Genomic DNA, 19,918 nt, shown 5'->3' with positions numbered 1-19,918 from the left:
GTTCTCTCTCGGATGCCGGTATGTCGGGACATTGCGCGTCCGGACACTGCTGCACAGGGGCTCGTACCCCGTGAAGTCCTCCACAGTCACCCCGATGTTCCCCCGTCCCGGTGGCTTCCGCACACGATTCCCACAAGGGAACGGTGTCATCCCGACGCGGCCGGGCAGGGCCACCAGGCGAGGCATGACCGGTCACCGAGTTCTCGGAGCGAGCAAGGGGCGCGGACGGATGGACGGACAGGACCCCGAAGTACGGGACGAGACACCGCCCCGGGAAGGGGACGACGCCCTGCTCCAGGCCGCCGACCGGCTCGCGGTCGCGGCGGAGATCCTGGTCTCCGTGTCGGCCCGAACCGCGGTCGCGGTCGACGGCAGACTGTCGCCGCCGCTGCTGCGCGCCCTGATCCTGGTGGGCACGGATCCGGGTCTGACGCTCGCGGCACTGGCCGAGCGGGCGCAGATCAGCCGCTCCCGGGCGAGCCGGGTGTGCGACACGCTCGAAGAGGCCGGACTGCTGGCCCGCTCGCCGCGCACCGAGGACCGCAGGGGCATCGGACTGAGTCTGACCGGCCGCGGCCGGTCGGCCCTCGACCGGGTGCGGGATCAGCGCACCGCCTGGATCAAGGACGCCCTGCTGCGGATGCCGGAGTCCGATCTGAGCGGACTGCTGGCCGCGCTGCGCTCGCTCGGCCCGTCCCTGGCCCACGGGCATCCGGAGCACACGGAGACACCCGGGCCACCCGGCCGGTCCGTCTGACACGCTCTCAGACCGCATCGGCCTCCAGTGCCTCCCCCACGCCGGGGAAGACCGGAAGCACGTCCGAGACGCCGGTGATACCCAGCACCCGCTCCACGAACGGGGAGAGGGCGGCCAGCCGGAGCCGCGGGCCGAGCACCCCGTGGGCTCGCAGGACGACGTTGATCGTGGTCGAGTCCAGGAAGGTCACCGCGGCCAGATCGAGGACCACCGCGCCCGGGCAGGCCCGGCCCGCCGCCGCGAGGGCTTCGTCGAGCTCGCCCGCGTTGTCGAGATCCACCTCGCCGCGGACCGCGATCACGGTCGACCGACCGGCCTCGCGCGTGGACAGCGACATGGCCGCCTGACCTGGACTCCGGCCTGAATGCACAGCGATCCCTCGAAATGTTGTCGAATCCGCGGAGAGTGGGGTAGCCACATGGGGACGGCGCGCCACAACGCCGCGATGGAGCGGTGTCAGGCCCTACCGTAGCCGATCGTTGTCATTTGACAACAATTGCCGTCAGGCAACAATCTGGTGCCCCTGCGATCCCAAGTCCGGCGACCCGTGGGCCGGTTGTCGCAGTGATGGGGTCGCAGTGACGGGTCGCACCGAAGGGACGCAGATGGAGCTAACCGGTACCGGTCGCACGCCCGGGCGCCCGGCCGGACCCGCCGGAGCGCTCTTCGAGCTGGTCCAGCGCGGTCGCCCGGAACGCTTCGAGGCCTTCGGTGAGCCGGGCGACGTCCGCCGAGGACATCTGCTCCAGCACGGCCCGCACCTCGCGCGCACGGTGCTCCCGGAGTTCGCTCAGCACCTGCTCGCCGAGCGGGCTGAGGCCGACCTCGACCTCGCGCCGGCTCGTCGAGCTCGGCACTCTGCGGATCAGGCCGACTGCCTCCATCCGGTCACACAGACGGCTGACCGAGGAGGGACGCGAGGCCAGGGCGTCACCGAGCGAGCGAAGATTCATGGACCCGCCCTGCTCGATCACGATCAGGGCCCGTAGCTGAGAGGGCGGCACCGGTCCGGACGGCGCGGACTCCTGCCCTCGACCCCACAGGAGTTCGAGGAGCTCCGAGACGGCGTCGAGCGTGTGCGCGGCTTCGTCTCGGGAGACGGGTGGACGGATCGAGCGAGGCACCGATCCACCTTGTCATCAACTGAAGGCCATTGCCAGCCGCGCCGGTCCACCGGAGCCCTCGAAACAGACCCCTGCGACCGCGCAGACCCACTCGCACGACCACCGCACGAGAAAGTCATCACGACCGTGACCTCTGTGAACGACGTCGACAGAGCCCTGCGCGCGGCCCCGCCGCACGCGCTGCTCGACACCCTGCGCCCCCTCCTGACGGATGTCTGGGGGGCGATCGACGCCGACCTGCTGCTGGCGGACTACGGGATGACCGTGCTCCAGCCGGTCGAGGAGCCCGGCGACCCCGCGCGTGCCGTGTCCCTGCACAACACCCCCGAGAGCCGGGCCTTCGGCAGTCAGGAGCCGCACGAGGAACACCCCCGCAACACCGAACGGACGCGTCTGCATCTGCCGGTCACCGCCCGGGGCGAACGGCTGGGCATCCTCACCGTCCTGCTGCCCCCGGGGCCCGTGGACCCCGCGGTGACCGACGAACTGGTGCAGGTCGCCGATCTGCTGGGCCACGCGATCGTCGTGGCCGAACGGGACACGGACGTCTACCGGCAGGCCCGGCGGGTCGGCCGGCTGACGCTGGCCGCCGAAATGCAGTGGGAGCTGCTCCCGGGCCGGGCCTGTGCCCGCGAGGAGTTCGCCGTCGGCGCCCAGCTGGAGCCCGCGTACGCGGTGCGCGGGGACAACTTCGACTGGTCCTCGGACGCGCACCGGCTCACCCTGTCGATCATCAACGGGATGGGGGACGGCATTCACGCGTCCTTGCTGACCCACCTGGCCGTCGGCGCCCTGCGCAACGCCCGCCGCGCCGGGCTCCCGGTCGCCGACCAGGCGAGACTCGCCGACCAGGCCCTCTACGCCCAGCACCACGGCGACCAGCACGTGTCGGCGCTGCTGCTCTCCTTCGACCTCGCCACCGGCAGCGCGCTCGCGGTGGACGCGGGCTCGCCCCGGATGTGGCGCCGCCGGGGCACGGCCGTGGAGCGGATCGAGCTGGAGGCACAGCTGCCGCTCGGCATGTTCGAGGAGTCCGACTACGTGGCGCAGGAGTTCGGCGTCCTGCCCGGTGACCGGCTCCTGGTGGTGAGCGACGGTGTGTACGACGCACTGTCCCCGCTGGGCGAGGTCTTCGGGGAGCGGGCGCTGGCCCGTGCCGTGTCCGCCACCGCCCTGCTGCCCGCGGCCGACGTACCGCGCGCCGTCCTCGACGAGCTGGCCCGCTACCGCGTCACCGAGCCCCTGGACGACGCGCTGATCGTGTGTCTCGACTGGTCCGGCAGACCGGTCGGCACGCCGTCCGGCTGACGTCGCGCCCGGGTTCGGCCGCCGAAATGGCGAGGGCCACCGCGCATTCCCCCGTCCGCTCGGGGCACCCGGACCGGGCGGAATCCGGCCGACGGCGGCCGGGGCCCGAAGGCCCGGAGGTGGACGGTGGACTGGTGGATGTGGCTGGTCGTCGTGGTCGCGGCCCTGGTGCTGCTGAGCGCGGCGGCGGTCTGGGTGCAGACGAGCAGACGGTCGGGGACCGTCATCGCCGTGCGGCGCGGGCACCGGTTCGGGAAGCGGGAGGTGTGATGAGCGAGTTGATGTCCGCCCGCGACCTCGGTGGACGACCGGTGGTCACGCTCGGCGGTGAGGCGGTGGCGCGGGTCAAGGACACCGTCTTCGACGGGCCCGCGGGACGTGTCACCGGCTTCACGCTCAACGGCCGGGGGCTGCTCGCGGGCCCGCTGAAGCAGAGCCTGCCGTGGAGCGCGGTCCACTCGCTAGGCCGCGACGCCGTCATGATCCTCGGCCGGGGGGTCCTCGCCGAACCGGCCGCGGTGATCGCCCGGGGCGAGGCGGCGCACGGCCGGGTGCTGGGCGCCAGGGTGCTCACGGACGGGGGCACGGAGGTGGGGACCGTGCTTGACCTCGTCGTCGAGGCCGGTATCAGCGGGCGCGTGGTGGGGTTCCGGATCGCCGCCCGTCAGGCCCTGGAGTCCGGTTCGAAGCGCCGCCGCCGCAAGGTGTACGTCCCCCGGGGCGAGACGCTCGCCGTGTCGGGACAGGCTCTTGTCATCCCCGCGGACGCGACCCGCTTCGTCGCGGACGACCTGGCCGGTTTCGCCGCCCAGGTCGAGGCGTTCCGGCTCCGGGACACCGCCGACCGGACGGAACCCACACCGTGACGCTGTTCTCCAAGATCCGCGGCCTGCCGGTCGTCACGCTCGGCGAGGCGAACGAGCTCGGCGTCGTCAGGTCACTCACGATCGATGTCGTATCGGGGCTGGTCGGCCAGGTGCGGCTGTCGCCGGCCCGGGGTCGCAAGGAGATCGCGATCGACTGGAGCGCCTTGCACGTGATCGGCCCGGACGCCGTCCTCGTCCGGTCGGGCGCCGCCCTGGACACCGCCCCTCCCCCGGCGCCCGTGGACATCCTGGGCGTCCGGGTCCTGACCGAGGACGGGGACGAGCGCGGCACCGTGCGGGACATCGCCTTCGACCCGGTCACCGGCCGCGTCGAGAAGATGTGCACGGCCCTGGGCGACATCCCGGGCGACCGACTGATCGGGCTCGGGGACTACGCCCTGGTCGTACGGACCGGCTGAGGTCGCCTCAGTACCCAGGAGACGTCAGGGCCGACTCCGGGGCGTCGTAGGACGACGAGGTGTCCGCCGTCGTGGCAGGTTCGGAGGAGGAGGGGTACTCCGGATCCGATGACGAAGAGGTGGGCGGCGACGACACATCGGACGACAACGCATCGGACGACAACGGGGACGAAGGGGACGGAGACTTCGATGCCAGAGACTTCGGTGACGCCGACGACACGCTCACCGCGGGGGACGGCTTCGCCGGGGGGTACGTCTTCTCGTCCCGGCGGCCGTCGGAGTCGCCCTGGTGACGGCCGACCCATTCGTCGAGGTGGGGGTCGTAGATGACGAAGACGTCGATGGTGGCCGTGGCGGGCAGGACGACCACCACGTTCTGCGACCGGTACGAGGCCCAGGTGTCACCCGTCCGCCTGGGCACGGTCTGCTGCGCGACCGCCGGTGTCAACGGGTTCCCGCAGGCACAGCGCACGCGCGGCACCCCCTGGCCGTCGACAAGGACCGCCGTGCCCGTCTGGAGCACCGCCTGGTAGTTGGTGGCCGCGCCGCCCCGGTAGCCGTGGTTGGTGACGCGGGTGTCCATCCGCAGCTGTACGGGGGTGAGCGAGCGCAGGTAGGCGGGGACCGCGGGGGGCTGGACGCCCTCCACGGAGGCGAACGCCTTGTTCTTCGCCGGCTCCGCCCGGAGCGCCTTGACCTGTTTCTCCACATCGCAACTCGCGGTGTTGCGGGTGCCGCCGTAGAGCCCGGGCGTGGAACCCGACACACCGCGCGTCACATTGGCGGACTCCGGCGCGTTCGCCGCCGGGGTCACCGGCGTGGTGGAGCTTTCCTTCGCCGTCGACTCCGTGAACGGGTCGGGACCCGGTTTGTTCGCGGCCTGCAGGAACAACTCACCGCCCGACGCCGTGCCGGACGTGCCGCCCGAGCGGGTGAGGACGACACCGAGCACCACCCCGGCCACCACGACCCCGGTGATCAGCGCCATCCGCGGCGCCGACTTCCACCAGGGGTGGTCCGGGCCGCCGCCGGGACCGGGCCGGCCGCCGGGACCGCGACCTCCGGAACCGCCGCCGCCCGGCGGACCACTCGGCGGACCGGTCGGCGGACCACTCGGCGGACCACTCGGCGGACCGGTCGGCGGACCAGTCGGGGGGCCAGTCGGCGGACCGGTCGGCGGTGGCGCGAGCGGGCGGCCGATCCCGTGGGTCGGAGCATCGTCCGAGGCACCCGGCCGGGGGGAGCCCGACAGCGGTCCCGCAGGAGGTCCGGTGGGCCGGTCGGAGGACGGCGGGTCGACGCTCACTGGCTCTTCTTCCGAGCGTAGGGATCTCGCGGCATTTTCGCGCCTTTTATGCCGTTTCATTCCACAACGAGCCCATTGTGTGCTCCGGTCGGGTGTCCCCCGCAAGCCGACGCGGTCGGCCCTCCCGGCGAGCGGTGGGCCCTGGTGCTGCTTAGCGTGGCAGCGTGAGCCCGCAGACACCGTCCGACCAGGTCATCGCCGCTCCAGGCGAGCGGACGGCCGCCCGTCACGGCTGGGTCCAGGCCCTGCTGGCGGTGGTGGCCGGGGCGATCGTCATGCTCGCGGTCGCCGCCCTCGGGCTGTGGGGGGCCGGTGCGACGGGCCTGCCCGAGCACGCCTACCCACGGGTCGTCGCGGCCTCCGTCGTGACCGCGGTCGGCGGCACCATCGAGCTGGCGGGTGACGCGGGCGTGATCGCCGACACCCGGGCGGGACTGACGGTGATCCCTCTGTCGATCACGCTCGCGGGGGCCCTGGTGATCGCCGCCGGGTTCCTGCGGCCGCTGCGGCACCGGGCCGTCGCGGGTGCCGCCGAGTTGGCCGGCTGGGCCGCCAGGATCGCGGTCCTGTGGCTGCTGGCCCTCCTCGGACTCGCGCTCTACTCCCATCAGAACTTCAAGATCTCCCTCGGCACCGGGACGATCAGCGACATCGGCGACCTCATCGGGGTCTCGCCCGAGGTGGGCTTCAAGACAGCCGTGCCGGTGACGCTGCTCTACGGGGTGCTGTGGCTCGCGGGTGTCCTCGTCCTCGCCCTGCTGGTGTCGCGCGGAGCCCCGCTCCCGGCCCGGCTGCTGCGCTTCCAGGAGTCGGTGCGCCCGGCCGCGTACGCCATGGTCGTCCTGCTCCTCGCCTGCGTCGCGGCGGGAGCGGTCGTCGCGCTGGTGGTGGCCGCGACGCGCGGACACGTCCCCGAGACCTTCGCGGTGATCTTCCTCGGGCTGCCCAACCTCGCCTGGCTCGCCTTCACGATCGGGCTGGGCGCCACTTGGAGGGGGCGGGTGGACGGGCCGTTCGGGCTGCCCATGCCGCACGTCCTCGACCAGGTGCTGCGCACCCCGGACGTCTCCACGGTCAACCTGCGCACCCTGGGCGACTACGACGGCAGGGTGTGGTGGCTGCCGGTCGTCGACGCACTGCTGCTCCTGGGCGCCGCGTTCCTGATGGCCGCCCGCTCACCGGCCCGGATGCGGGCCTGGCAGCACGCCGTCCGCATGGCCCTCGCGCTGGCGCTCACGGTTCTCATGATCTGCCTGGTCGGCAGGATCTCGGCGCACTACGGCCTGTCGCTCATCGGCATCGGTGACGCCGGCGGCGGCCTCGCGGGCGAGCTCTTGCTCAAGCCGAGACTCTGGAGCGCGCTCGGACTCGCCGTCGTGTGGGGCCTGGTGACCGGGTTCCTCGGCGCCCTGCTGGCGAGGGGAGTCCGCCGAAAGGGCGAGGTCGTGCAGGACACGGTCGGCTAGGAAGGACACCGGCGGCCAGGGCGGTTGTCTCCCGCGCCGTCAGCGGTCACCCGGCTCGTCCGTCACCCCCGGGACCAGACGGGTCGGTTCATGGTCGCCGGGTGCCCGTACGACACCTGTGCGTGCCCGGCCCGGAACACTCCCGTTCCGCTCCGGGGGCGCCGCCGGTTCGTCCGCGACCGCGTACGTGCTCAGCCGCGTCCCGTCGGTGTACACCCAGCGCTCGTGCTCGGCGTCGTACAGCCAGAGGGACTCGCCGTCGACGACCACCCCGATCCGCTGCCCGCGCGTGAGGCCGCGGAAGGACGCCCCGTCCAGCCGCCCGGCCGCGAGGTCCTCGGCCGCGCTCCGATAGCGGGTGAGGGCCTGCTCGACGCGGGCGAGGAGCGGGCGCGGGTCGGCCGTTCGGGTGAGCGGGTCGCCCTCCGCGGGCGGCGGCTGCGGTACGGCGACCAGCAGCCGGCCGTCGACCCAGGCCGACCAGCCGTTGGCGCAGACGACCCGGCCCCAGTCACCGAGCCGCTCGACGAGCTGCACCGGGAGCAGCGCGTCGAGCGGCACGGTGGGCCGGGAGGGGTCCGGCGCCTCCCAGGCGGGCAGGCCGTCCGGCGGAACGACGTGCGTCGGGCGGAACTCGTCGGTCGTCGCCGGGTCGGGAGTCGTCATCGCACCTACTTCCGCATGACCTCGGGTTCGTGCCGCCGCAGCAGCCGGGCCACCACGCACCCGAAGACGATCGACAGCACGACCAGCATGCTCATGTTGACCAGCCACACGCTGGGCTCGTGCCGGAACAGCGGATCGGAGGTGACCGACCCCGGGACGATCCGGCCCAGGGCGATGGTCCCCGACATCGCGCCCAGGGCCCAGCGGGCGGGGACGAGCCAGGCCAGTTGTTCCATGCCGGGCACCCCGTGCAGTTTGAGCAGCGCGCCGCTGAAGACCACCTGGACGACGGCGATCAGCACCAGCAGCGGCATGGTGACCTCCTCCTTGGTCACCATGGCGGAGACCAGGAGGCCGAGCAACATCGCGCTGAAGGCCAGCAGGGCCACGGCCAGCGTGATCTCGAGAAGCGGCGACATGAGGACACCCTGGCCGCGGGGCGCGTTGAGGTCGACGCCGAACAGCGCGACGAGGGTCAGGACGACGGCCTGGAGAACGGTGATGGTGCCGAGGACCACGATCTTCGACATCAGGTACGCCGACCGGGACAGGCCGACCGCGCGCTCCCGCTGGTAGATGACCCGTTCCTTCACCACTTCGCGTACGGCGTTGGCCGCGCCCGCCAGGACTCCGCCTATGCACAGGGTGAGCAGCGCGTTCATCGACGTCTCCAGCGTCAGTTTGCTGCCCGCGACGGCTCGGGCCATCACGCCCATGATGCACGGCAGCGCGATCATGACGGCGAGGAAGGTCCGGTCGGCGCTGAGCACGGCCGCGTACCGGCGCACCAGGGTGCCGAGTTGCGCGCCCCAGCTCTGGGCCTTGGGCGGCGGTCCGACGGGGGCGGCCGGGCCCGCCCGGAGCAGATGAGGCTGTGGGCCGGAGCTGTCGATGTACCGGCCCTGGAGCGGCGAGCTCCGGTACTCCCCCGCCCAGTCCCGGTCCTGGTCCCGCTCGAAGGCCTCGAAGGCCTCGGGCCACTGCTCGTAGCCGAAGTAGGCGAGCGCGTCTTCGGGCGGTCCGAAGTAGGCGACCTTGCCGCCGGGAGCGAGCACCAGGAGCCGGTCGCAGACGTCGAGGCTGAGCACGCTGTGGGTGACCACGATGACCGTACGGCCGTCGTCCGCGAGGCCGCGCAGCATGTGCATCACCGAGCGGTCCATGCCGGGGTCGAGACCGGAGGTGGGTTCGTCCAGGAACAGCAGCGAGGGCTTGGTCAGCAGCTCCAGGGCCACACTGACCCGCTTGCGCTGACCGCCGGACAGACTGTGGATGGGCAGGCCGGCGCGCTGCTCCAGGCCCAGCTCCTGGATGACCTCGTCGACCCGCGCCTGGCGCTCCGCCTTCGCGGTGTCCTGCGGGAAGCGCAGCTCGGCGGCGTACGCGAGGGCGCGCCGCACCGTCAACTGGGCGTGCAGGATGTCGTCCTGCGGCACGAGGCCGATGCGCTGGCGCAGCTCGGCGTAGTCGCCGTAGAGGTCGCGGCCGTCGTACAGGACCGCTCCGCGGTCGGCGGGGCGCTGCCCGGTGAGGGCGTTGAGGAGCGTGGACTTCCCGGCGCCGCTGGGGCCCACGACGGCCAGCAGGCACTTCTCGCCGACGGGAAAGGACACCTGGTCGAGGAGGATCTTGCGGCCGCGGTCGACGGCGACGGTCAGTTCCTGGACATCGAGGGAGACCTCGCCGGTGTCGACGTACTCCTGCAACTCGTCTCCGACGAGGCGGAACGCGGAGTGGCCGATGCCGACGATGTCACCGGGGGTGATCGCGGCGCGGGTGACGGGCTGCCCGTTGAGGAACGTGCCGTTGTGGCTGCCGAGGTCGAGGATCTCGTACGTCCTGTCCGGGTGGGCCAGCAGTTCGGCGTGCCGCCGGGAGACGACCAGGTCGTCGATGACCAGGTCGTTGTCGGCGCCGCGGCCGATGCGGACGGTGCGGGTGGGCAGCGGTCGTACGGTGGTCGGCCGTTGGAAGGTGCCGCTGGCCGAGGGCCGGAATTGGCCCGAGGGCCGCTGCGGGGTCTTGCCGGCGAAGACCGCCCGGGGGCCGTCGGAGGGGCTGCCGAAGTGGATGACGCTGCCGGGTCCGACGCCCCATTCGTGGACCCGCCTGCCGTCGGCGTACGTGCCGTTCGTGCTGTTCTCGTCCTGGATCGTCCAGTGGTCCGCCTCGGACCGCAGGACCGCGTGGTGCCACGAGACCCGGACGTCGTCGATGACGATCTCGCTCGACGGGTCCCGCCCGACGTGATAGTCGCGGCTCGGACTCAGCACCGTGGAGCCCGTCTCCGTTTCGAGGACGAGTTCGGGCGCCGTCGGCGCGACCGACCGCTCTCCCATGCCCAGAATTCTAGCTATTCGGTCATATATGCGCCTGGTCGGCCGCTCATGGCCGGTGCTGTGCGAGCTCCGCGAGGCGGGTCAGGGCGGGCAGCGCCTCCGCCTTCTCCCGGCGCCGCTCGGGGGTCAACCGAGCGAGGGCGACACGTCTGTCACTCGGGACGGGACGCTGCTGCGCCAGCCAGTCCCGCGCGAGTCGGGTGACCAGCCGGGTGATGCCCGGCCGCGTCGGGGCCGCCCTGCCGTGGGGCGAGGTGGGCGTGAACGTGATCGTCGAGTCCACCGGCGTCTGCACCGACGCGGCCCGCGTCCGGGCGCACGTCGACGGCGGCGCGAGGGAGGTGATCACCGCCGTCCCGGCGACCGGCGAGGACGTCATGATCGTCCTCGGCGTGAACCAGGGCGCCTACGCCCCGCGGCGGCACACGATCGTCTCCGACGCCTCCGATGTCTCCGACCTGGCGCTGCTGGCCGGCGGGACCCCCAGGACCCACCCGGCGGCCGTCAGGCCGCGGAGCTGCCGAGGGCGGCGGCGGTCCGCTGCATGCGCAGCGCGTCGACGGATTCGGCGAGCAGTTCGTACTCGGTGGTGTCGTCGCTGGTGGCGATGCGGACGAGCTTTCCGGCGGCCAGCTCCTCGGCGACCAGCTCCTGTTGGAGGGCGTCACCGCACCAGGCACGCAGGACGCTCGGCACGTCCGGGACAGTGTCCGCCACCGGCGCGATCGAGTTCGGCGGGAAGGTGGGATCTTCGGGTTGCGGATCGAGCCGCGACGCCATCCAGGAGGCACGGTCCCGCATCCACCACAGGGCCAGCGCCAGGGTGGGCGCGCGATAGGTCCCTAACGGGACGCCGATGCGTCTACCTCCGCATATTCCGTATGCGGTCACATGGCACAGGAATTCGTCGTGCACGATCGCTCCCCCATTGCAACGCTCCCCGCCGGCCCGGCCTCGCTTTCCCTGCGGCTCGCTCACTGCTGCGGCTCGTTCGTGGTGCACGGTGGTGCTGCGCGCGTCGTGCATGGTCGTGCAGCGCGCGGGCGTGGCTGAATCGCCCTGTCACTCGAGTATCGCCACTCCTGACACTCTGTCACCATGCCATTCCAGCCAGTCTCCTGGCATATTCACCGCCGGGTTTGGCCGAAACGCGACTCGCCGCCCTTACCCGGGAGGTAATCGACGCCCTCGGGCGTCGGCGGGCATGGTTGCGGTATCGGATCCCGGCGGAAAGCCACCGCCCGGAATCCACCCACTGACCTGCAACTACCCTACTTTGCACGGAGGTTGATCCACCATGTCCGCAACCGAAGACCGTTACGAGAACGCCGTCGCCCGCTACTTCGAGGCCTGGAACGCCACTGACCGGGATGCGCTCGCCAAGGCGGTCGCCGCCGCCTGGAGCACGGACGGCAGCTACACCGACCCGCTGGCCGAGGTCCGCGGGCACGACGGGATCGCGGCGGTGATCGCGGCGGCGCACGAGCAGTTCCCGGGGTTCTCCTTCCGGCCCGCCGGGCCGGTCGACGGACACCACGACATCGCCCGCTTCGGCTGGGAACTGGTCAACGAGGCCGACGGCGCGGCGCCCGTCGCGGGATTCGACGTCATCACCCTGGACGGCGAGGACCGGATCCGCAGCGTGCACGGATTCCTGGACCGCGTGCCGACCCAGTGACGCTCCAGCGCCTCCGGTCCGTCAGCGCGGAGTTCGATGAGGATTCCCGCCTCCGGTGGTCTCTTGAGCAGGACACCCACCGGAAGCGGAGGACCACATGAGCACCATCGGCAAGGAGGAGGGCGACACCGTCACGGTCCGTCTGGAGGCGCGCCTCAGCCCGTGAGCGCCGCCCGTGCGACGTCACGGTAGCGCCGCGGCGCTACACCCGTCGTCCGCTTGAAGGCGTTGCTGAACGCGCTCTCGGACGTGTAGCCGACCCGCTGGGCCAGGGCCGACACCGACGTCTCGCCGTCCCGCAGGGCCCGGCGGGCCAGACTCATCCGCCAGTCCAGCAGATACGTCAGGGGCGGCACCCCGGCCACGGCCCGGAAGCGCTCGGCGAAGGTGGTCCGGGACATGGCCGCCGCCCTGGCGAGCTCCTCCAGCTGCCAGGGGCGGCCCGGGTCGGCGTGCATGAGCCTCAGCGCCGGGGCGATGCGCTCGTCGGCGAGGGCGCGCAGACGTCCGGCCGGGAGGGCGTCGGCGTCCGCGAGATAGGCGCGCAGGACCTGGACGAACATGAGCTGGGCGAGCTGGTCGGCCGCGAAGTCGGCCCCGGCCCGCTCGGCGGTCAGTTCGCGCAACAACTGGTCGAGCAGCCAGCGCATGACCGGCGCCTCCTCGGCGCCGGACCGGACACACAGCAGCGGCGGCAGGGCGTGCAGCAGCAACTCCTCGCCCGCCCGGCCCAGTTCGATGTGCCCGCCGACGAAGACGGCGTCCTCTCCGCCACCGTAACGAATCATGGACCCGGAGGTGTCCGCGAAGAGTGTCGCGGCGTCCGCCGGCTCCACGGACGGATCGCTCGCGACCACGAACGCCCGGCTGCCGTCGAACACGGCCACGTCGCCCGGCCCCAGCCGGGCGAACTCCGGCAGTCCGTCCAGGGACACCGACATGCCGCCCTGCACCACCGCGGTGATCTTGAGCATCCCGGGCGGCGGGAAGCGCAGCGCCCAGTCACCGCCGGCCGTGAAACCGCCGGAGATGACGCACCGGGCGTCCATGAGGCCGAGGGTGTCGGAGAGAGGATCCGCAGGCATATCCGTACTATCGCGCAAGTAATGCGGACTATCAAGCATTCATCGTACGGATGCCCGGTTCTACGGTGGTCGGGAAGGCACACACGAGGAGAGCCGAACCATGACCACCGAGCAACAGCAGCAGCCCCTCCGCTCCGGATTCGACGCCGCGTCCAGCGCCGAGGACGTCATCAAGGGCATCGACCTGACCGGCAAGGTCGCCGTCGTCACCGGCGGCTACTCCGGCATCGGCCTGGAGACCGTGCGCGTCCTGCGGGCCGCGGGCGCCGAGGTCGTCGTACCGGCGCGGGACACCGAAAGGGCGCGGGCCGCGCTCAAGGGGATCGACGGCGTCGAGACCGCGACCATGGATCTGCTGGATCCGGCCTCGATCGACGCGTTCGCCGAGCGTTTCCTCGACTCCGGGCGGCCGCTGCACATTCTCGTCAACAGCGCGGGCGTCATGGCGACGCCGCTGACGCGCGACGCCCGGGGGTACGAGGTGCAGTTCGCCACGAACCACCTCGGCCACTTCCAGCTGGTCGCCCGCCTGTGGCCGGCACTGCGCCGGGCGCACGGGGCCCGGGTCGTCTCGGTGTCCTCGTGGGGCCACCGGTTCTCACCCGTCCTGTTCGACGACCCGCACTTCGAGCACCACGAGTACGACCGCTGGGTCGCCTACGGACAGTCGAAGACGGCGAACATCCTCTTCGCGCTCGGTCTCGACGAGCGGGGCAAGGCGGACGGGATCCGGGCCTTCGCCCTGCACCCGGGAAGCATCGTCGACACCGGTCTGAAGAAGTACCTGGCCGAGGAGGACCTCAGGGCCGTCGGCGTCCTCGACGCGGACGGCCGGCCGATCCTCGACCCGGAGCGGCAGCTGAAGAACGTCGAGCAGGGGGCGGCCACCAGCGTGTGGTGCGCGACCAGCCCCCTGCTCGAGGGCAGGGGCGGCGTCTACTGCGAGAACAGCGACATCGCCCCTCCGATGTCCGCGGAGGAGGGCCGTGAGTGGTCCCTCGGGAACAGGTCGGCGAAGGCCGGCGTGGTGCCCTACGCCGTGGACCCGACGGCGGTCGACCGCCTCTGGGAGCTCAGCGAGCGGCTCACCGCCTGACGACCGGGCCGCACGGCCCGGTCGGCTTCTCCTACGGCCTGATCAGCGAGCCTCAGGCCTTGATGATCGCGTCGATCCGCGCCAGCTCCTCCGCGGTGAAGTCCAGGGCGCGGGTGGCCGCGACGCTGTCCTCCAGCTGCTGGGGGCTGCTCGCGCCGATGAGCGCGGAGGTCACCCGGCCGCCGCGCAGCACCCAGGCGAGCGCCAGCTGCGCCAGGGACTGGCCGCGGGACTTGGCGATCTCGTCGAGGGCGCGCAGCTGCCGTACCAGGTCCTCGGTGACCGTGTCGGCGCTCAGGAAGGGGCTGTCGCTCGCGGCGCGCGAGCCCTCCGGGATGCCGTCGAGGTAGCGGCTGGTGAGCAGGCCCTGCTCCAGCGGGGAGTAGGCGATGGAGCCGACCCGCAGCTCGTCCAGCGTGTCCAGGAGGCCCTCGTCCTCGGGGCGGCGGTCGAGCATCGAGTAGCGCGGCTGGTGGATCAGCAGCGGGGTGCCGAGCTCGGCCAGGATGCGGGCGGCTTCCCGGGTCTGCTCCGCGGAGTAGTTGGAGATGCCGACGTAGAGCGCCTTGCCCTGCTGGACCGCCGAGTGCAGGGCGCCCATCGTCTCCTCCAGGGGAGTCTCCGGGTCGGGGCGGTGCGAGTAGAAGATGTCCACGTAGTCCAGGCCCATCCGGGCCAGGCTCTGGTCGAGCGAGGACAGCAGGTACTTGCGGGAGCCCCACTCGCCGTAGGGGCCGGGCCACATCAGGTATCCGGCCTTGGTGGAGATGACCAGTTCGTCGCGGTGGTGCGCGAAGTCCGCCTTCAGGGCGTCGCCGAGGGCCGACTCGGCGGCGCCGGGCGGCGGACCGTAGTTGTTGGCCAGGTCGAAGTGGGTGACACCGAGGTCGAAGGCGCGGCGCAGGATCGCGCGCTGGGTCGCCACCGGCCGGTCGGGGCCGAAGTTGTGCCACAGGCCGAGCGACAGCGCGGGCAGCTTCAGTCCGCTGCGTCCGGTGCGCCGGTAGGGCATGTCCGCGTAACGGTCGGGGTGTGCGGTGTACAACGCGTACTCCTGGTAGGCCGGGAAAACAGGTCTCCACTCTCGCGCGGGCACGGTGCAGAGGTCCAACGGGAGAATCGGATGGGACTGAGCGACGGCGCTTCTCAATCGGCGACTACTGTTGTGCCCCATGGAACTGCGCCACCTTCAGCACTTCGTCGCGGTCGCCGAGGACCAGCACTTCACCCGGGCGGCGGAACGGCTGATGGTGTCGCAGTCGGGACTGTCGTCCTCCATCCGCGCCCTGGAGCGGGAGCTTCAGGCCCCGCTGTTCGTGCGCACCACCCGACGGGTCACGCTCACGGAGGCCGGTCGCGCCCTGCTCGGCGAGGCGGAGCGGATCCTCGCCCAGGTGCGCTCGGCGCAGGACGCCGTGGCCGCCGTACAGGGCGTCCTGCGCGGCACGCTCTCCCTGGGCACCGAGCAGTGCATCGCGGGCGTGGACGTGGCCAAGCTTCTCGCGGCGTTCCGGCGGCGCCATCCCGACGTCGAGATCCGGCTGCGGCAGGCGGGTTCCGAGGCGCTGGCCGAGGAGGTCGCCGCGGGCCGTCTCGACCTGGCCTTCGCCGTCAGGACGCGGGCGGACGGGGACCAGCTGCGGTCGGTCCCGCTGACCAGCGAGCCGATGACCGTGCTCTGCCATCCCACGCACCACCTCGCGACCGCCGCCGTGCTCACGCCCCAGGAGCTGGGCGGCGAGGCCTTCGTCGACTTCCACCCCGACTGGGGTCCGCGCCGCACCACGGACGCGGCCTTCGCGGCGGCGGACGTACGGCGGACGGTGGCGCTGGAGGTCAGCGACGTGCACAGCCTGCTGGAGCTGGTCCACGAGGGCCTCGGCATCGCCGTCGTTCCCCGCCACTTCGGCCACAAGCGCGAGGCCGGCGATCTCACCGCCCTCCCTTTCAAGGGCGCCTGTGAAGCCTCGTACGAGACGGTCGCCATGCTGCCGCCGCCGGACGCCACCAGTCCGGCGGCGCGGGCGCTGATGGTGCTTCTCGACACCCCGCAAGAGGGGGGTCTGACACCACCCCCGGAGGGGCTCCAGCACTCCTGACCGGGCCCGCTGCCCGGCCGCAGACTCGTGGACGTCCACGAAGGCGACTGCGAGGCTGGAGTACGGAGATGGCGGATCACACACGACGGACGGTCCTGCGCGGCACGGCGGTCGCGGCTGCGGGCGGGCTCGTCGGCGCGATGGGGGGCCGGGTGGCAGCGGCGGCTGTGCCTGGCACGGCGACACAGGGCGGGCATCGGTTCCCCTTCCTGGAGGGGGCGTTCAAGCCCGTCACCGAGGAGCTGACGGCGTTCGACCTGCCGGTCACCGGACGCGTCCCGCGCGAGCTGAACGGCCGCTTCCTGCGCAACGGCCCCAACGTCCTGGGCCTGGAGGATCCGCGCGCCCACCACTGGATGCTCGGTGAGGGCATGGTGCACGGCGTGCGGCTGCGGGACGGTCGCGCGGAGTGGTACCGCAACCGCTGGGTCCGCTCGGCCTCCGTGGCGAAGAAGCTCGGCGAGCCGTACCCCGGGCCCGTCCCGCCGGACGACTTCCCGTGCAACACCCATGTGATCGGGTACAGGGGACGGATCCTGGCCCTCCAGGAGAGCGGGCCGCTGCCGTACGAACTCGACGACGAGCTCGACACGGTGGGCACGTACGACTTCCGCGGCACCCTCGAAGGGGCCTTCACCGCCCACACCAAGTTCGACGCGGCGGCCGGAGAACTGCACGCGATCGCCTACTACCCCACCTGGGACCACGTCCGGCACCAGGTGATCGACCACACGGGCCGGGTCGCGAGGATCACGCGGATCCCGGTGGCGGACGCGCCGATGATGCACGACTTCGCGCTCACCGAGAAGTACGTCGTGATCTTCGATCTGCCCATCACCTTCGACCCCGCGGGAGCCGAGCGGGGCGACCTCGTGCCGTACGTCTGGAGCGAGAAGCACCCGACGCGGGTCGGTCTGCTGCCCCGCGCGGGGGGCGAGGTCCGCTGGTTCGAGGTGGATCCGGTCTACTACTCGCACACCCTGAACGCGTATGACGAGGGCTCGTCCGTGGTCGTCGACATGACGACCTACCCGGCGCCCTTCTACGTCGCGGGCCGCGGCTCCGACGGACCGTACGGCGCCGGCACCGCCTCGCTCGAACGCTGGACGATCGACGTGGCGCACGGCCGCGTGCGCACCAGGACGCTCGACGACCGTCCCCAGGAGTTCCCGCGTGTCCACGAGGCGTTGGTGTCCAGGCGGCACCGTTACGCCTACACGGCCGCCGCCGCGGACATGACCCTGGCGTATCTGACGCCCGACGGGAACCCGCCCGGCCGGGCCTTCGCCAACGCGCTGATCAAGCACGACCTGCTGCGCGGGACCACGCAGGTCCACCGGCTGCCGCGGGACGCCGCCGCGGGGGAAGCCGTCTTCGTCCCCTCCGAGGGCGCACGGGCCGAGGACGACGGCTACGCGATCGCCTATGTGCACAATCCCGATCGCGGGGCCGCCGACCTGGTGATCCTGGCCGCCCAGGACTTCACGGGCGAGCCGGTCGCCCGGATCCATCTCCCGGGGCGGGTGCCGCTCGGCTTCCACGGGAGTTGGATTCCGGACGCGTGAGCGACCGCGATGCGCGATGGTGGACGCATGCATGCAAAGGACATCCTCATCGACGCGTACAGCCGCATCCAGGAAGAGGTCCATGCCGCCGTCGGGGGCCTGCCGCCGGACGTTCTCAACGCCCGCCCCTCCGACGACGCCAACTCCGTCTCATGGCTGGTCTGGCACCTCACCCGCGTCCAGGACGACCATGTCGCGGACGCCGCCGGGCTCGAGCAGGTCTGGCTCGCGCAGGACTGGGAGAAGCGCTTCGGGCTCGATCTGCCGCGCCGGGACACGGGGTACGGGCACAGCTCCGCCAAGGTCGCCAAGGTGCGGGTCGACTCCGGTGACCTGCTGACCGGGTACTACGACGCCGTGCACGAACAGACGCTGGAGTTCCTGCGCGGGCTGACCGCCAAGGACTTCGAGCGGATCGTGGACGAGCGCTGGGAACCCGCGGTCACGCTGGGCGTACGGCTGGTCAGCGTCCTGTCCGACGATCTGCAGCACGTCGGACAGGCCGCCTATGTACGGGGGCTGGTTCAGAGGGCGTAGCCGGGCAGCACGACGTCCTCGATGAGGGCCTTGCGCTCGTCGAACGGGATGAACGCGCTCTTCACGGCGTTCACCGTGACCGTGCGCAGGTCCTCCACCGTCCAGCCCGCCTCCTCCACCAGCAGTGCCATCTCGCGCGTCATCGTCGTGCCCGACACCAGACGGTTGTCGGTGTTGAGGGTGACGCGGAAGCCGAGGTCGCGCAGGGCGGTGATGGGGTGCTCGGCGATGGAGATCGCGGCGCCCGTCTGGAGGTTCGACGTCGGGCACATCTCCAGGGCGATACGGCGGTCGCGCACCCAGCCCGCGAGGCGGCCGAGCTTGCCGTCGACGATGTCCTCGGTGATGCGGACGCCATGGCCGATGCGCTGGGCGCCGCAGACCTGGAGGGCCTGGTGGATGCTGGGCAGGCCGTGGGCCTCACCGGCGTGGATGGTGAACGGGACGCTCTCGCCGCGCAGGTGCTCGAAGGCGGCGAGGTGGTCGGCGGGCGGGAAGCCGTCCTCGGCACCCGCGATGTCGAAGCCGAGGACGCCGGCGTCCCGGAACGCCACCGCGAGGTCGGCGATCTCCCGGGTGCGGTCGAACATGCGCATCCCGCACAGCAGGGTGCCGACCCGGACCGGGGTGCCCGCTGCCGCCGCCTTGGCCATACCGGCCGCCAGGCCCTCCTGCACGGTCTCGACGACCTCGGGCAGGGTCAGCCCGCCGTTCACCATCAGCTCGGGCGCGTACCGGACCTCGCCGTAGACGACGCCGTCCTCGGCCAGGTCGAGCACGTACTCCTCGGCCGTGCGCAGCAGGCCCTCGCGGGTCTGCATCACGGCGAGGGTGTGCTCGAAGGTGGCTATGTAGCGCACCAGGTCACCGGAGTTGGCGGCCTCGTAGTACCAGGCGGCCAGCGCGTCCGGGTCGGTGGTGGGCAGCGTGTGGCCGACCGTCTCGGCGAGCTTCACCAGCGTGGCGGGGCGCAGGCCGCCGTCGAGGTGGTCGTGAAGCACGGCCTTGGGGAGGCGGCGGATGGTGTCGATGTCGATGCGGGGCGCGGTCATGCGTGTCGTTCCTCGGCAGGTTCTGAACAGATGGGTGGATGTCAGGCGGTGGCGGGCTGGAGCAGGTCCCAGCGGTTTCCGTACAGGTCCTGGAAGACGACGACCGAGCCGTACGGTTCGTGGCGCGGCTCTTCCAGGAAGGTGACGCCCGCCTCGCGCATGCGGGCGTGGTCGCGGGCGAAGTCCTCGGTGTGCAGGAAGAAGCCCACGCGCCCGCCGGTCTGGTCGCCGACCCGGCCGCGCTGCGCCTCGTCCTTGGCCCGGGCCAGCAGCAGTCCGCTGCCGCCGCCCTCCGTGCCCGGCTCGACGACGACCCAGCGGGAGCCGTCGGGCCGCGGCTGGTCCTCGACGAGCCGGAACCCGAGGGCTTCGGTGTAGAAGCGGATCGCCTCGTCGTAGTCGTCGACGACGAGGGTGACCAGCGCGATGCGTCGCATCGGGACCCCTTAGGTAGTTATACGTAACACGCTAGGGTACGGCATCCCACCGCATGCTCCCGCCCGCCCCGCCCATGCCGAGTCGCCAGGTGCGGCGGGGTGCGGGACCCTGGGCACA

The 19,918-nt window shown here is 71.9% G+C and carries 22 protein-coding genes; 11 read left to right on the top strand and 11 right to left on the bottom strand.

The genetic code is table 11. The features are described 5' to 3' along the window. Nucleotides 1-229 precede the first annotated feature (229 nt). A complete protein-coding gene (locus KVT44_RS11440) occupies nt 230-757 on the top strand; it encodes a MarR family winged helix-turn-helix transcriptional regulator (protein ID WP_217566941.1) in 528 nt (175 codons plus the stop codon). Between the two features lie 7 nt (nt 758-764). Here KVT44_RS11440 and KVT44_RS11435 read toward each other — a convergent pair whose 3' ends face one another. Together KVT44_RS11435 and KVT44_RS11430 are read right to left on the bottom strand one after the other, a co-directional pair. Next, complete coding sequence (locus KVT44_RS11435; protein WP_075025895.1) at nt 765-1,094, bottom strand: STAS domain-containing protein; 330 nt, start codon at nt 1,092-1,094, stop codon at nt 765-767. A 274-nt stretch (nt 1,095-1,368) separates the two neighbouring features. Further along, the gene (locus KVT44_RS11430; protein WP_060899071.1) at nt 1,369-1,881 is read right to left on the bottom strand and encodes a MarR family winged helix-turn-helix transcriptional regulator; all 513 of its coding nucleotides are present in this window, start codon (nt 1,879-1,881) and stop codon (nt 1,369-1,371) included. A 135-nt stretch (nt 1,882-2,016) separates the two neighbouring features. On the opposite strand from KVT44_RS11430, the gene KVT44_RS11425 reads away from it, so the two are divergent. The 4 genes from KVT44_RS11425 (at nt 2,017) to KVT44_RS11410 (ending at nt 4,474) form a co-directional block, all read left to right on the top strand. Further along, entirely contained in the window at nt 2,017-3,189 is a 1,173-nt protein-coding gene (locus KVT44_RS11425; RefSeq protein ID WP_308313960.1) for a PP2C family protein-serine/threonine phosphatase, read from the top strand. 126 nt (nt 3,190-3,315) lie between these two features. Continuing rightward, nucleotides 3,316-3,459: a hypothetical protein gene (locus KVT44_RS11420; RefSeq protein WP_167552135.1), complete on the top strand. Its 144-nt coding sequence runs from the start codon at nt 3,316-3,318 to the stop codon at nt 3,457-3,459. Then, nucleotides 3,459-4,055, top strand: coding sequence for a PRC-barrel domain-containing protein (locus tag KVT44_RS11415; RefSeq protein ID WP_217566940.1), 597 nt, complete (start codon nt 3,459-3,461; stop codon nt 4,053-4,055). Before KVT44_RS11420 ends, KVT44_RS11415 begins: the two co-directional genes overlap by 1 nt. Continuing rightward, nucleotides 4,052-4,474: a PRC-barrel domain-containing protein gene (locus tag KVT44_RS11410; RefSeq protein ID WP_217566939.1), complete on the top strand. Its 423-nt coding sequence runs from the start codon at nt 4,052-4,054 to the stop codon at nt 4,472-4,474. The genes KVT44_RS11415 and KVT44_RS11410 overlap by 4 nt, the downstream gene beginning before the upstream one ends. A 7-nt stretch (nt 4,475-4,481) precedes the next feature. Here KVT44_RS11410 and KVT44_RS11405 read toward each other — a convergent pair whose 3' ends face one another. Continuing rightward, nucleotides 4,482-5,780 (bottom strand): DUF6777 domain-containing protein, encoded by a 1,299-nt coding sequence (locus tag KVT44_RS11405; protein WP_217566938.1) that lies wholly within the window; start codon nt 5,778-5,780, stop codon nt 4,482-4,484. A 164-nt stretch (nt 5,781-5,944) separates the two neighbouring features. On the opposite strand from KVT44_RS11405, the gene KVT44_RS11400 reads away from it, so the two are divergent. Beyond that, a complete protein-coding gene (locus KVT44_RS11400) occupies nt 5,945-7,246 on the top strand; it encodes a streptophobe family protein (protein ID WP_217566937.1) in 1,302 nt (433 codons plus the stop codon). A 39-nt stretch (nt 7,247-7,285) separates the two neighbouring features. On the opposite strand, the gene KVT44_RS11395 is transcribed toward KVT44_RS11400, so the two are convergent. The 4 genes from KVT44_RS11395 to KVT44_RS11380 form a co-directional block, all read right to left on the bottom strand. Beyond that, complete coding sequence (locus tag KVT44_RS11395) at nt 7,286-7,912, bottom strand: hypothetical protein (RefSeq protein WP_217566936.1); 627 nt, start codon at nt 7,910-7,912, stop codon at nt 7,286-7,288. A gap of 5 nt (nt 7,913-7,917) precedes the next feature. Beyond that, nucleotides 7,918-10,251: an FHA domain-containing protein gene (locus tag KVT44_RS11390; protein WP_217566935.1), complete on the bottom strand. Its 2,334-nt coding sequence runs from the start codon at nt 10,249-10,251 to the stop codon at nt 7,918-7,920. Nucleotides 10,252-10,297: 46 nt separating this feature from the next. Continuing rightward, a complete protein-coding gene (locus KVT44_RS11385; protein WP_217566934.1) occupies nt 10,298-10,630 on the bottom strand; it encodes a hypothetical protein in 333 nt (110 codons plus the stop codon). A gap of 125 nt (nt 10,631-10,755) precedes the next feature. Then, a complete protein-coding gene (locus tag KVT44_RS11380) occupies nt 10,756-11,166 on the bottom strand; it encodes a hypothetical protein (protein ID WP_075025886.1) in 411 nt (136 codons plus the stop codon). A 382-nt stretch (nt 11,167-11,548) separates the two neighbouring features. On the opposite strand from KVT44_RS11380, the gene KVT44_RS11375 reads away from it, so the two are divergent. Then, the gene (locus KVT44_RS11375) at nt 11,549-11,929 is read left to right on the top strand and encodes a nuclear transport factor 2 family protein (protein WP_217566933.1); all 381 of its coding nucleotides are present in this window, start codon (nt 11,549-11,551) and stop codon (nt 11,927-11,929) included. A 155-nt stretch (nt 11,930-12,084) separates the two neighbouring features. Here KVT44_RS11375 and KVT44_RS11370 read toward each other — a convergent pair whose 3' ends face one another. Further along, entirely contained in the window at nt 12,085-13,014 is a 930-nt protein-coding gene (locus KVT44_RS11370) for an AraC family transcriptional regulator (protein ID WP_099924534.1), read from the bottom strand. Between the two features lie 100 nt (nt 13,015-13,114). On the opposite strand from KVT44_RS11370, the gene KVT44_RS11365 reads away from it, so the two are divergent. Beyond that, nucleotides 13,115-14,110, top strand: coding sequence for an oxidoreductase (locus KVT44_RS11365; RefSeq protein WP_217566932.1), 996 nt, complete (start codon nt 13,115-13,117; stop codon nt 14,108-14,110). Nucleotides 14,111-14,162: 52 nt separating this feature from the next. On the opposite strand, the gene mgrA is transcribed toward KVT44_RS11365, so the two are convergent. Beyond that, nucleotides 14,163-15,155 (bottom strand): L-glyceraldehyde 3-phosphate reductase, encoded by a 993-nt coding sequence (gene mgrA / locus KVT44_RS11360; protein ID WP_099924532.1) that lies wholly within the window; start codon nt 15,153-15,155, stop codon nt 14,163-14,165. A gap of 127 nt (nt 15,156-15,282) precedes the next feature. Between mgrA and KVT44_RS11355 the strand changes: the two genes are divergently transcribed. The 3 genes from KVT44_RS11355 (at nt 15,283) to KVT44_RS11345 (ending at nt 18,311) form a co-directional block, all read left to right on the top strand. Beyond that, complete coding sequence (locus KVT44_RS11355; RefSeq protein ID WP_217566931.1) at nt 15,283-16,209, top strand: LysR family transcriptional regulator; 927 nt, start codon at nt 15,283-15,285, stop codon at nt 16,207-16,209. A 68-nt stretch (nt 16,210-16,277) separates the two neighbouring features. Further along, nucleotides 16,278-17,774, top strand: a complete 1,497-nt coding sequence (locus KVT44_RS11350; RefSeq protein ID WP_217566930.1) for a carotenoid oxygenase family protein — start codon at nt 16,278-16,280, stop codon at nt 17,772-17,774. Nucleotides 17,775-17,801: 27 nt separating this feature from the next. Further along, nucleotides 17,802-18,311, top strand: coding sequence for a DinB family protein (locus KVT44_RS11345; RefSeq protein WP_217566929.1), 510 nt, complete (start codon nt 17,802-17,804; stop codon nt 18,309-18,311). Here the strand turns inward: KVT44_RS11345 and KVT44_RS11340 are convergent. Continuing rightward, nucleotides 18,299-19,363, bottom strand: coding sequence for an adenosine deaminase (locus tag KVT44_RS11340; RefSeq protein WP_217566928.1), 1,065 nt, complete (start codon nt 19,361-19,363; stop codon nt 18,299-18,301). The genes KVT44_RS11345 and KVT44_RS11340 overlap by 13 nt on opposite strands. A gap of 41 nt (nt 19,364-19,404) precedes the next feature. After that, a complete protein-coding gene (locus KVT44_RS11335; RefSeq protein ID WP_217566927.1) occupies nt 19,405-19,800 on the bottom strand; it encodes a VOC family protein in 396 nt (131 codons plus the stop codon). Between the last annotated feature and the right edge of the window lie 118 nt (nt 19,801-19,918).

Origin of the sequence: Streptomyces sp. GbtcB7 (genome assembly GCF_019091445.1) — a bacterium.
Classification (GTDB): domain Bacteria; phylum Actinomycetota; class Actinomycetes; order Streptomycetales; family Streptomycetaceae; genus Streptomyces; species Streptomyces mirabilis.
Note: the sequence above shows the minus strand (reverse complement) of the source record. Positions and strands in the feature narration are given on the sequence as shown.